At 72.7% G+C, this 11,965-nt stretch carries 10 protein-coding genes; all 10 read right to left on the reverse strand.

What is annotated here, in order from left to right; translation table 11 throughout:
• Positions 1–109 precede the first annotated feature (109 nt).
• On the reverse strand, positions 110–1,465 hold the full coding sequence (locus HEP81_RS06980; RefSeq protein WP_037659563.1) for a cytochrome P450 family protein: 1,356 nt from the start codon (positions 1,463–1,465) through the stop codon (positions 110–112).
• Between the two features lie 14 nt (positions 1,466–1,479).
• Positions 1,480–2,040: a GTP-binding protein gene (locus HEP81_RS06985; RefSeq protein WP_037659561.1), complete on the reverse strand. Its 561-nt coding sequence runs from the start codon at positions 2,038–2,040 to the stop codon at positions 1,480–1,482.
• Between the two features lie 3 nt (positions 2,041–2,043).
• Positions 2,044–2,427, reverse strand: coding sequence for a DUF742 domain-containing protein (locus HEP81_RS06990; RefSeq protein ID WP_037659559.1), 384 nt, complete (start codon positions 2,425–2,427; stop codon positions 2,044–2,046).
• Positions 2,424–3,263: a roadblock/LC7 domain-containing protein gene (locus HEP81_RS06995; RefSeq protein WP_233360081.1), complete on the reverse strand. Its 840-nt coding sequence runs from the start codon at positions 3,261–3,263 to the stop codon at positions 2,424–2,426. The genes HEP81_RS06990 and HEP81_RS06995 overlap by 4 nt, the downstream gene beginning before the upstream one ends.
• Entirely contained in the window at positions 3,260–4,450 is a 1,191-nt protein-coding gene (locus HEP81_RS07000; protein WP_037659557.1) for an ATP-binding protein, read from the reverse strand. The genes HEP81_RS06995 and HEP81_RS07000 overlap by 4 nt, the downstream gene beginning before the upstream one ends.
• A 341-nt stretch (positions 4,451–4,791) precedes the next feature.
• Complete coding sequence (locus tag HEP81_RS07005; protein WP_037659555.1) at positions 4,792–5,301, reverse strand: O-acetyl-ADP-ribose deacetylase; 510 nt, start codon at positions 5,299–5,301, stop codon at positions 4,792–4,794.
• 36 nt (positions 5,302–5,337) lie between these two features.
• Positions 5,338–6,756 carry a phytoene desaturase family protein gene (locus HEP81_RS07010; protein WP_106979995.1) on the reverse strand — a complete coding sequence of 473 codons (1,419 nt, stop codon included), beginning with the start codon at positions 6,754–6,756 and terminating at the stop codon, positions 5,338–5,340.
• A 113-nt stretch (positions 6,757–6,869) separates the two neighbouring features.
• Entirely contained in the window at positions 6,870–8,645 is a 1,776-nt protein-coding gene (locus HEP81_RS07015; RefSeq protein ID WP_051850423.1) for a gamma-glutamyltransferase family protein, read from the reverse strand.
• Between the two features lie 99 nt (positions 8,646–8,744).
• Positions 8,745–10,193 (reverse strand): phytoene desaturase family protein, encoded by a 1,449-nt coding sequence (locus tag HEP81_RS07020; RefSeq protein WP_037659549.1) that lies wholly within the window; start codon positions 10,191–10,193, stop codon positions 8,745–8,747.
• Entirely contained in the window at positions 10,190–11,944 is a 1,755-nt protein-coding gene (locus tag HEP81_RS07025) for a DUF3556 domain-containing protein (protein ID WP_037659586.1), read from the reverse strand. Before HEP81_RS07025 ends, HEP81_RS07020 begins: the two co-directional genes overlap by 4 nt.
• Between the last annotated feature and the right edge of the window lie 21 nt (positions 11,945–11,965).

An 11,965-nucleotide genomic window follows, 5' to 3' on the forward strand; every position in this document is an offset into this window, starting at 1 on the left:
CCAAACCGGTGCAGCGAGCCGTCACGGCGGGGGTCACCGGAAACCGATGACCCCCGGCCCTGCGCCACGCGGTCGGCTCGGAGGCTGTGCCGGCCGCATGGCGCCCTCGTCACTCCCCTCGCGTCCACGCCAGGAAGCGGCTGAACAGGCCCGTCTTGGGCTTGGGGGCGCCACCCATCGACGGCCGGGGCGTGGCCGTGACCTGGCCCGCGGAGGCGGCCACCGGGGATTCCGCCTTCTGCGCCGCCGTCGGCACCACGATGCGCGGGGTGAAGCGCACCGGCAGCGCCACCAGGGAGCGGCTCCATGGTGCCGGGACCCAGCTGAGGTCCTTGAACGGCATCCGGACCTCGATGTCCGGGAGCCGGTTGAGCAGGGTCTCCACGGCGGTCACCGCGATCACGAACGCCGGGTCCTTGGCGGGGCAGGCGTGCGGCCCCGCGCCGAAGGCCAAGTGGGCCTTCGCGCTGAGCTGTTCGCGGTGTTCGGCGAGCCGGGGGTCGGTGTTGGCCGCCGCGAAGGAGATCAGCACCGGGTCGTTCGCCTTGACCACCCGGCCGCCCAGCTCCACGTCGTGGGTGGGGTAGTGGGCCGCGTAGTTGGCGATGGGCGCGTAGTTCCACAGGACCTGGGTGACGGCGTCCTCGACCGGCAGACCCGACTGCCACTCCTCGCCCAGGATCAGCGCGCTCGCGGTGCCGATCATGGCGGACAGCGGGGTGGTGCCGCCGGAGAGCAGGGTGATGAGCTGGTGCAGCATCTCCTCGTCGGACAGCTGCGCCGAGTGCTGCATCAGACGCGTCGTCAGGTCGTCGCCGGGGTTGCGGCGCTTGAGGGCGATCAGCTCGTTCAGCGCCTCGGCCACCAGCTGGTCGGCGCCGGCGCTGCCGGAGAAGAGGCCGGTGATGCCCGCGATGACGCGGTCGCCGATCTCGGGCGGGCAGCCGAACAGGTCGCTGAAGACGAGCAGCGGCAGCGGCTGGGCGTACTCCGCCATCAGCTCGGCCTGGCCCATGCGCTCCGAGCTGAAGCGGCTGATCAGATAGTCGGCCGAGGCCTGCGTCTGACGCACCAGCTGGAGCTCGTTGACGCTGGCCAGGGAGTCGGTGACGGCCTGGCGCAGCCGGGCGTGCGCCGCGCCGTCGCTCATCAGCGCGTTGGGCCGGTACGCCAGCATCGGCAGCGCGGGGCTGTCCTCGGGCACCCGGCCCTCGTTCAGCGCGTTCCAGCGCCGCGAGTCGCGGACGAAGGAGGCGGGGTTCTGGAGGATGTAGAGCGCGGCGTCGTAGCTGGTGACCAGCTCGACCTCGACGCCGGGCGCGATGTCGACCGGCGCGCTCGGACCGAGGCCGCGCAGATGGGCGTAGTGGCCGTCCGGGTCGGAGCCGAACCGGGGGCCGTAGAGCGGGATGTTCCCGTGTGCGGGGCAGCCGGGGGGCGGCTCTATGCCGGGTTGCTGCTGCATGAGCGGGGGGGCTCCTAGTCGATGAGGGAGAGAAGGTGGTGCACGAGGGTGATCAGCGCGTTGGCCGACGACTGCTCGTTGCGGACGTCGCAGGGGACGACGGGGGTGTCCGCGGACAGGTTGAGGGCCTCGCGCACCTCGGAGAGCGGGTAGCCGGGCGTGCCGTCGAAGTGGTTGACACCGATGGCGTACGTCAGGCCGAACCGCTCGACCAGGTCGAGGATGGGGAACGACTCGGACAGCCGCTCGGGGTCGACGAGGACGAGCGCGCCCAGGGCACCCCGGGACAGCTCCTCCCACATCTCCTTGAAGCGTTCCTGGCCGGGGGTGCCGAAGAGGTACAGCACCACCTCGTCGTTGATGGTCAGACGGCCGAAGTCCATGGCGACCGTCGTGGTGGTCTTGTCGGGGGTGCCCGACAGATCGTCGAAGCCCTCGCTGGCCTCGGTGATCTCTTCTTCGGTCCGCAGCGGCTCGATCTCGGAGATGCTGGCGATGCACGTGGTCTTGCCGACCCCGAAGTGCCCCACCACGAGCACCTTCACCGCCGTACGGACACCTGAATCCAGGTACACGAATCACGCTCCGAATCGGGCTCTGAGGCCGTCGAGCACGGCGTTCAGTACTTCTCGGTCGACACGTTCCGCGCGGGGCACCGGCTTCCGCGCGATGATCAGGTTGGCGTCCTCCATCTCGGCCAGCAGGATCCGGACGACCCCGAGCGGCAGATGGGTGTGGGCGGCCACCTCGGCCACGGACAGGAAACCGTCCATGACCAGGTCCAGAACCTGTCGGGCCTCCGGGGTGAGCGTGCGCACCGTGGTGGCGGCGTGCTCGCTCGCGGACACGAGCGTCGTGTGCCCGTAGGCGTGTTCCGGAGGAAGGGACCGGCCGTTCGTGATCACGAAGAACGGGACTAATGCGGAGGTGAGTTCCAGATCCTCTTCGGGCTCGTCACTCACGCGCGGCTCGCCTCCCCGTGCGGGGACAGATAGGCGCCGAGTCTGGGCACCACCCGGTGCAGCCGGGTCGTGAACTCCTCGATGTCGGCGTCGTGCTGGGCCGCGGCGGCGAGGAAGGCGCCCCGCCCGGCCGAGATCAGGAAGATCCAGCCGTGCTGGAACTCGATGACGGTCTGCCGCCAGGACGCGTCCGGCTGGACGCCGGCGAACTGGGCGGTGGCCCGGCTGTAGGCGTGGATGCCGGTCATCGCGGCGGAGATGGTGTCCGCGAGGTCCTGGCTCATGCCCGTGGTGGCGCCGCGGGGAAGGCCGTCGCCGCCCAGCAGTACGGCGTGCTGGGCGCCGCGCACCTCGCTGATCACCTCGTCCAGGTCGGCGATCCGGATGCCGGTGCCGATCTCCCGGTCGGCGCGGGTGCGCCGGTCGCGGGTCCCGGCCTCGTCGGCGTGCACCCGGGGCGGCGAGGTGAGGTTGTTGCCGAGCCGGGCGACGAGCCGGTGCATGCGGAAGGAGATCTGCTGCATGTCGACATCGGGTGCCGCGGCCGCCGCGAGATAGGCGCCCTGTCCGGCCCCGATCAGGAAGATCCAGCCGTGCGAGAACTCGATGATGGTCTGGTTCCACTGCCGGTCCGGGCCGTCCCCGGCGAAGTGGGACGTGGCCCGGCTCAGCGACTGCATGCCCGCCATGGCGGCGGAGATGGTCCGCACGTCCTTCTGCGCCATGCCGTCGGTCGACCCGCGGGGCAAGCCGTCCGCGGACAGCAGGACGGCGTGGCGTGCCTTGGGCACGTTGGCCACGATGTCCTCAAGCATCCACGACAGGTCGGTGATCATGTGTCATCGGACCCTTCGGACGGTGCCGCGGAGAGATTGCGGCCGGAGAGCGTGCCGCGCTGGAAGGCACCCAGGCTGCGGCCCGCCGCACGGCCGGCGTCCTCCCCCGCCGCGACGTGCGGCAGACCGACGGTGTCCTGGTCGGGAACGCTGGCTATGGGCACCTGGCGGGCACCGCGCCGGGGCAGTCCGCCCGCGGTGCGCGCCACCGGCTCGGGCCGGGCGGCGGGGGCGCCGGGCTGCTCGACGACGGGCTGGACCTCATTCACCGGTGCCGTCTCCTCCTCGGTCCACAGCTCCTCGGGCAGCAGCACGACCGCGCGCACACCGCCGTAGCGGGAGACACCGGTCACGTCCACCCGGAACCCGTACTGCTGGGACAGCAGGCCGATCACCGGGAAGCCGAACTTCGGCTGGTTGCCCAGCTGGGACAGCCGGGGGCGGTACTGGCCGGAGAGCAGGGCGGTGGCCTTCTGCCGCTCCTCGTCGTTCATGCCGACGCCCGCGTCGTCGATGACGATGCAGAGGTTCTTCTGCACCCGCTGGAACGTCACCTCGATGGGCGAGCCCTGCTGGGAGAAGCTGGCAGCGTTGTCGAGCAGTTCGGCGACCGCGAGGGCGACGGGCGAGACCGCCGACGCCTTCAGCGCGAGGCCGGTCTGCTGCATGATCTCCACGCGGCGGAAGTTGCGGATCTGGCCCTGGGCGCTGCGCACCACGTCGTAGACGCTGGCGGCGCGGCTGCGGCGGCCCAGCGGGGCGCCGCACATCACGGCGATGCCCTGCGCCTTGCGTGCCATCTGCGCGTTGGCGTGGCCGACCTCCAGGAGGTCGCCGAGGACGGTGTGGCCGCCGTACTTGCGCTGGATCTCCTCCAGCAGCGCCAGCTGTTCGGCGGCGAGGCTCTGAAGGAAGCGCGCGGAACCCTTGAGCACGGCCTTGGTGCTGTCCTCCGCCGCCTCCTCGGCTTCCTGGATGGTCTTGGCGTGGTCGGTCCGGTGCTGGTGGAGCTCTGCTCGTAAAGTGGCGAGCCGGCCGTCGGCCTCGCTCAGTCGCTGGGTCAGTGCGGCTTCGGACCTGTCCTTGTTCGCCGCGATGGCCTTGGCGCGACGACTGAGGACCACGGCCGCGGCGACGCCGAGCGCCGCCACGACAGCCAGGCACCAGACAAGTGCGTCTCGAATCATGGAAACCTTTCCTGGCGGTTAGCCTGCGACCGCTGGCGGAAGCGCACCGCACCACCGGTGTGGGACAACCGGTCGCGAACGGGTCGGGCAGGTCACGCGGAGGACCGGACCGAAACCGTTTTCTGCGGTGCCTGAGCCGAGGGGACCAAGGTCACAGACGCGGGGATGCTATCACCCGCTTAGGGGAACCTTTGCCACGCCGAGGAAGGTCAACAAGCCTGCTCACCGCCCGGGTTGCGGTGGTTACGTGCTACTGCTCCGACAATTCCGGATAGGGGTCGGGAAGTTGCCCCGCACGTGGTGTCAAGCGGGCGACAAGAGGGCGTGAAGAAGCCGTCGGATCACCCGATCTGACGGGCGAACACCTCGTACGCGGGGGTGTCGAAGAGCACGAAGCGGATCTCCTCGACGGCCGTCTCCGCGGAGCGGACGGTCTCCAGGGCGATCCGGGCGGCGTCGGCCATGGGCCAGCGGTAGACGCCGGTGGAGATCGCCGGAAACGCCAGGGTGCGGGCGCCGAGCGCGTCGGCGACGCCCAGGGACTCGCGGTAGCAGGAGGCGAGCAGTTCGGAGCGGTCCTCGTCCTCGCTGAAAACCGGTCCGACGGTATGGATCACCCAGCGGGCGTCGAGCCGTCCCGCGGTGGTCGCGACGGCCTGTCCGGTCGGCAGCCCCCGGCCGTAGCGCGCGGCGCGCAGGGCGCGGCACTCGGCGAGGATCTCGGGGCCGCCGCGGCGGTGGATGGCGCCGTCGACACCTCCCCCGCCGAGCAGCGAGGAGTTGGCCGCGTTGACGATCGCGTCGACGCTCTGGTGGGTGATGTCGCCCTGGACGAGCAGGATGCCGGTCATGTCCGCCTCACTCTCCGCCTCGTTCTCCGCCGGAGGTCATCTCTGCCTGAGCCTGCGCCAGACGGCCTTCGCCGCGTTGTGTCCCGACATGCCGTGGACGCCCGGCCCCGGCGGGGTGGCCGAGGAGCAGAGGAAGACGGCCGGGTGGGGGGTGTGGTACGGGAAGAGGGTCGGCCGGGGCCGCAGCAGCAACTGGAGCCCGGAGGCGGCGCCGCAGGCGATGTCGCCGCCCACGTAGTTGGCGTTGCGGGCGGCCATCTCGGCGGGGCCGGCGAAGGCGCGGGCGAGGACGCGGTCGCGGAAGCCGGGGGCGAAGCGCTCCAGTTGGCGCTCCATGGCGTCGGTGAGATCGCCTGACCAGCCGTTGGGCACATGGCCGTACGCCCAGAAGACGTGTTTGCCGGCGGGGGCGCGGCCGGGGTCGGCCACGCTGGGCTGCACGGTGATCATGAAGGGCTTCTCGGGGGCGCGGCCCTCCCGGGAGGCGGCCCGCAGGGCGGTGTCGATCTCGGCCCGGCTCGCGCCGATCTGGACGGTGCCGGCGACGCGGGCCTCGGGGGCGGTCCAGGGCACCGGGCCGTCCAGCGCGTAGTCGATCTTGAAGACGCTGGGGCCGTAGCGGTAGCGGTCGTAGTGGGCGCCGAAACCGGCGATGCGGGCGAGGGCGGCGGGCGAGGTGTCGAAGACGTAGGCGCGCGCGGGCGGCAGGTCGTCCAGGCGTTTGACCTGGTAGTCGGTGTGCACCGCGCCACCGAGGTCGCGGAGGTAGGCGGCCAGCGCGTCCGAGATGGCCTGGGAGCCGCCGCGGGCCACCGGCCAGCCGCGGGCGTGCGCGGCGAGCGCGAAGACCAGGCCGATGGCGCCGGTGGCGAGCCCGCCCAGCGGGGCCATCACATGGGCGACGAGCCCGGCGAACAGGGTCTTGACCCGCTCGTCCTTGAAGCGGCGCAGCAGCCAGGTGGACGGTGGCAGCCCGGCCAGTCCGAAGCGGGCCAGGGTGAGCGGGTCGCGGGGCAGCGCGGTCAGCGGCAGGGACATGAAGTCCCCTACGAGCGTGTCCCAGTGGGCGAGCAGCGGCTCGACCAGTCGTCGGTACGGCCCCGCGTCGCGCGGTCCGAAGGAGGCGGCGGTCTCGGCGACCGAGCGGGAGAGCACGGCCGCGGTGCCGTCGGGGAAGGGGTGGGCCATGGGCAGCTCGGCGTGCAGCCATTCGAGGCCGTAGCGCTCCAGGGGCAGGGCGCGGAAGGCGGGCGAGTTGATGCCCAGGGGGTGGGCGGCCGAGCACGGGTCGTGCCGGAAGCCGGGCAGCGTCAGCTCCTCGGTGCGGGCGCCGCCGCCCACGGTGGAGCACGCCTCGAACAGGGCCACGGAGAAGCCCCGCCGGGCCAGTTCCACCGCGGCGGTCAGTCCGTTCGGACCCGCACCCACCACGACCGCATCGAGCATCGACGGCACCTTCGGACCCCTTCGTCAGCCGATGGCCACTCGGGGCCAGGATATGCCGGGGCACCGACAGCGCGGGGCCGGGCGGCAAGCGGGCGGCCGAGGGACCTGACGGAGCCGGATGTTCAGCGCCCCACCGCGTATCCCTGCATCCCCCGCGGGTTCGCCGCCGCCGACAGGACGCCCGTCTCCGGGTCACGGGCGACCGCGCACAGCCGGCCCTCGGACCAGGCGGGGCCGAGGGTGAGGTCATGGCCGCGGCGGCGCAGGCCGGCCACCACCGCGTCCGGCGTCCGGGACTCCACGGTCACGCTGCCGGGGCGGTGGCCGCGCGGGTAGAAGGAGCTGGGGAAGGCGTCGTTGTGCCAGTTCGGGGCGTCGACGGCGCCCTGGAGGTCGAGGCCGCCGCGGACCGGGGCGCGCAGGGCGACGGCGAGGAAGAAGTGCGGCTGCCACTGGTCCTGCTGATCACCGCCGGGCGTGCCGAACGCCATGACCGGCACGCCGTCGCGCAGCGCGAGGGAGGGGGTGAGGGTGGTGCGGGGGCGGCGGCCGGGGGTGAGGGTGTTCGGCAGGCCCTCCTCCAGCCAGGCCATCTGGAGCCGGGTGCCGAGCGGGAAGCCCAGTTCGGGCACGACGGGGTTGGACTGGAGCCAGCCGCCGCTGGGCGTGGCCGCGATCATGTTGCCCCAGCGGTCGACCACATCGAGGTGGCAGGTGTCGCCCCGGGTGCTTCCGTCGGCGGCCACCCGGGGGTCGCCGGACAGCCGCGCGAGCGTCGGCTCCCCCACGCCCATCGGGTCGAACCCCTCGTCCGCGAGCGGCGCGGGCTCACGGGCGAGACCGGGCAGCCGGGGGGTGCGGCCGCCGGGGGCGCCGGGACGCAGTTCGTACGACGCCTCGCTCCCGATCAGCGCGCGCCGCCCGGCGTTGTACTCGTCCGACAGCAGCTCCGCGAGCGGCACCTCGGCGGCGTCGCCGTACCAGGCCTCCCGGTCGGCCATGGCCAACTTGCAGCCCTCGACGAGGAGATGGATGTAGTCGGCGCTGCCGTACTCGGGCAGTTCCGGTGGCAGCAGGGCGAGTTGCTGGAGGAAGGCGGGGCCCTGGCTCCAGGGTCCGGCCTTGCACACGGTCCAGCCGTTCCGGTCGTAGGACACCGGATCCTCGTACGTCGCCGACCAGTTGGCCAGATCGGCCGCGTCGAGCGTCCCGGTGTGCCGTTCGCCGCTGGTGTCCAGGGTGGGGCGCCGGGACTGCCGTACCAGTGCCTCGGCGATGAAGCCGCCGCGCCACACCTCGCGGGCCGCGTCGATGCGGGCCTCCCGGTTCCCGGCCCGCGCGGTCTCGGCGAGCAGCCGGCGCCAGGTGGCGGCGAGGGCGGGGTTGCGCAGCGGCACACCGGGGCGGGGCGGGCGGCCGCCCGGCAGATACAGCTGCGCCGAGGACGTCCACTCCGTCTCGAACAGCGCCCGTACGCTGTCGACGGTCGCGCCGATGTTCTCCACCGGCGGGTGGCCGTGTTCCGCGTAGCCGATGGCGTATTTCAGTACGTCGTCGAGGGACTTGGTGCCGTGGTCGCGCAGGAGCAGCAGCCAGGCGTCGAAGGCGCCGGGCACGGCGGCGGCGAGGGGGCCGGTGCCGGGGACGAGGTCCAGGCCGAGGTCCCGGTAGCGCGCGGCGGTGGCGGCGGCCGGGGCCACGCCCTGTCCGCACAGCACCCGGACCGCGCCGCCGGCCGGGGCGAGCAGGATCGGCACCTCCCCGGCCGGGCCGTTCAGATGGGGCTCCACGACATGCAGTACGAAGGCGCCCGCCACGGCCGCGTCGAAGGCGTTGCCGCCGTCCTCCAGCACGGCCATCGCGGACTGGGCGGCCAGCCAGTGGGTGGCGGAGGCCATGCCGAAGGTGCCTTGCAGGGTGGGCCGGGTGGTGAACTGCACGTCTCACCTCGCGCGAGTGTGGGCCGGTTCCGGTCGGTCGCCCGACCAGCCGCCAGGCTACCGACGGCTACGCCTCCCGTCCGCACTCCCTCGAACTCCCAGGTGGCGCAGGGCCGATACGGCCGCTCCCGCCCCGCACATGCCGTGCGCGCCGGGGCCGGGCGGAGTGGCGGCGGAGCAGCAGAAGACACCGGGCAGGCCGGTGGAGTAGGGGTCGAGGGCCGGGCGGGGCCCGAGAATCAGCTGGGGCGCGGTCTTGGCTCCGGTGAGGATGTCGCCGCCCGCGAAGTTGGCGTTGTCGGCGGCGAATCGGGCGGGCGTGGTGGTGCGCAGGCCGAGCACGCGGTCCCGGGTGCCGGGGGCGAAGCGTTCGAGCTGGGCGAGCACGGCCTCGGTGGCGTCGCCGTCGTAGCCGTACGGGACGTGCGCGTAGGCCCAGACCGGGTGGACGTCGCCCACGGAGCGGGTGGGGTCGGCCAGGTACTGCTGGCCGGCCAGGACGAAGGGGCGCTCCGGCATCCGTCCCCGGTTCACGTCCCTTTCCGCACGGGCGATCTCGGCGAGGGTGCCGCCGAGGTGGACGGTGCCGGCCCGGCGGGCGTCCGCGTTCGTCCAGGGCACGCCGCCGGCCACCGCCAGGTCGACCTTGAAGGCGCCGGGGCCGCGGCGGAAGCGCAGATAGGCGTCGCGGACCCGGGCGGGCAGCCGGTCGGCGTAGACGCGGGCGATCTGGGCGGGGTCGAGGGCGAGGAGGGTGACGTCGGCGGGCGGCAGCTGGGAGTGGTGGGTGACGCGGACGCCGGTGTGGATCCGGCCGCCGTGGGCGCGCAGCGCATCGGCGAGGCTCCGGGCGATGGCTCCCGAGCCGCCCTCGGCGACGGCCCATCCGGCGGCGTGCCCGGCGACGAGGATGCCGAGGCCGATCGCCGAGCCGAGCGGATGGTCCAGCGGCCGGAAGGAGTGCGCCGCGACGCCCGCCCACAGCGCCCGGGCCCGCTCGGTCGCGAACAGCCGGGCGAGGAGGGTGGGCGGGAGCGTGGTGGGCAGGCCGAACCGGGCGAGCAGCAGGGGGTGGCGGGGGACGCGCAGCAGGGGGCGCAGCACATCGTCGCCGAGGGCGTCCCAGTGCCGTACCGAGGGTTCGAGGAGCCGGCGGTAGCGGGGGCCGTCGGGGCCGAGCAGGCGGGCGGTGTCCTCGACGGAGCGCAGCAGGACGCCCGCGGTGCCGTCGTCCAGGGGGTGGGCGCAGTCGATGTCGGGCAGCCGCCAGCGCAGTCCGTGCCGTGCCAGGTCGAGGGCCCGGTGCGCGGGTGAGGTGACGGCCATGGGGTGGACGGCGGAGCAGTGGTCGTGCAGCAGTCCGGGCAGGATCGCCTCCTCGGTGCGGGTGCCGCCGCCGATCTCGTCGGCGGCCTCCAGGAGGGTGACGTCGAGTCCGGCCCGGGCGAGGAGAGCGGCGGCGGTGAGCCCGTTGGGTCCGCCGCCGACGACGAGGGCGGTGCTCATGCGGCGGTGTCCTGGGCGGCCGGGTGCGGCGGGTGGACGCGTCGCACGTCGTACACGGGATAGTCGGGGCCGTCGGTGGGCCAGGGCTGGCGGGTCAGCATGTCCCGCACTCTGACATGGCCGCTCTCCAGCAGGCCGAGCGCCGCGTCGTGGACCTCGTACGCCTGGGTCCCCCGGTGGATGGGCTGGCCCTCCAGGCAGATCACGCGTACCTCGCCGGGTGCGAAGCCGCAGCGTTCCTGTACGGCGGCGAGCAGCTGGTCGTCGTGGAGGTGGCCCTCGCCGAAGTTCCAGCCGAGGGCGAAGCCGGCGATCAGTTCGCCGTCCACCACCGTGGTGTCCGGCTCGCCCCAGGTGACGCGGTCGATCAGGCCGTTGTGGGCGCGGCCGTGGGAGTGCAGGGAGCGCCAGCCGTGCATCTTCTGGGACAGCAGCAGGGCCGTCTCCTCGTCGTAGAGCGTCGCCAGTTGCCCGGTGGGCAGTCGGCACGCGGTGGTCAGCCCGGCTTCCAGGCGGTCCAGGGCGTCCCCGGTGAACAGCCAGGCGCTGGTGGCCCAGTTGCCCGCGTAGTAGCGCATGGCGGGCAGGAACGACACCAGGTCGGGCCGTACGTTGCCGAGCGCGGGCAGCAGCAGGAGGCTCGGCAGGACCACCACGAGCAGCCAGGGCGAGTGCAGATGCCAGACGCTGATGTCCGCGTGGGCGCCGAAGAGGTAGCAGAGCGAGAAGACGAAGAAGAGGTTCCACTCCAGCGGCACGCCCATCGGCACGGTGGAGAGGATGTGGAGGTGGAAGACGGCCATATAGCCGAGGGCCGCCCAGGTCCAGAAGCCGCCGTGGCCGAGGAAGACCAGGTACAGCGGGACGGCGTACTCGGTCAGGGTGCCGATGTGGGCGAGGTAGCACGGGAGCTTCGAGGGGCGCAGGTCGTGCGGGTGGTCGCGGAAGAACAGCCGCTTCACGCGGCGGCCCGGGATCAGCGGGGCGTTGCTCATCATCGTGGCGACCACGAACGGGAAGTGGTGATTGAGCTTCGAGGTGGCCGCGCCCCACCACAGGGCCAGCATGATCAGCTCGTAGCCGATGAACTGGTCCTGGTAGGGGAAGAAGAACAGCAGCAGCGACAGCCCGTACTGCTCGCCGCGGGCGGCGAGGAAGATGGTCTTGTCGCGCAGGCCCAGCAGCGCGAGTGCGGCGATCAGCGGGAGCGCGGCGCGGGCGTCGAGCAGTCCGGCGGCGCCGTGGTGACCGGTTCCGGGGCGGCCCAGCAGCCAGCCGGCCGACAGCAGGACGGCGGCGTACAGGGCGACGTCGAGTGCGGTACGACGGCTGCCCCGGGTCAGCGGCACCCGCCGCGGCCACGGGGGCAGCCGGATCGTGCCGGGGCGCAGCCAGTACAGCACCGACCCGATGGGCGGGTTGAAGCGGGAGGTCAGCGGGCCGGAGCCGCAGCCGAGGCCCACCACCTCCCACAGCAGGGTGAAGACGATCAGCTTCTGGTAGACGATCGGCTCCGACCACCAGGACGCGATGTCCGCAAGGCCCCCGAGTCCCGGCGTCAGGGAGATCACGTACGCCGAACCACCCACGTACAGCAGGCACTTGACGACATAGAACAGATAGACGGCGTACGGCGTCCCGAAGCCGTGCTCGACCCAGTGCCGGGTGAGGACCTTCAGGCGCTCGGGGCGCGGCAGTGCGAGGTAGGACTCGGCGTCCACGGGAGGGAGTTGGGGGTTCATGAAGCCCATGAGGATCACACCCTGCTGTCT

The sequence above is a fragment of the Streptomyces griseofuscus genome, from assembly GCF_014673495.1.
In the GTDB taxonomy this organism is placed as follows: domain Bacteria; phylum Actinomycetota; class Actinomycetes; order Streptomycetales; family Streptomycetaceae; genus Streptomyces; species Streptomyces murinus.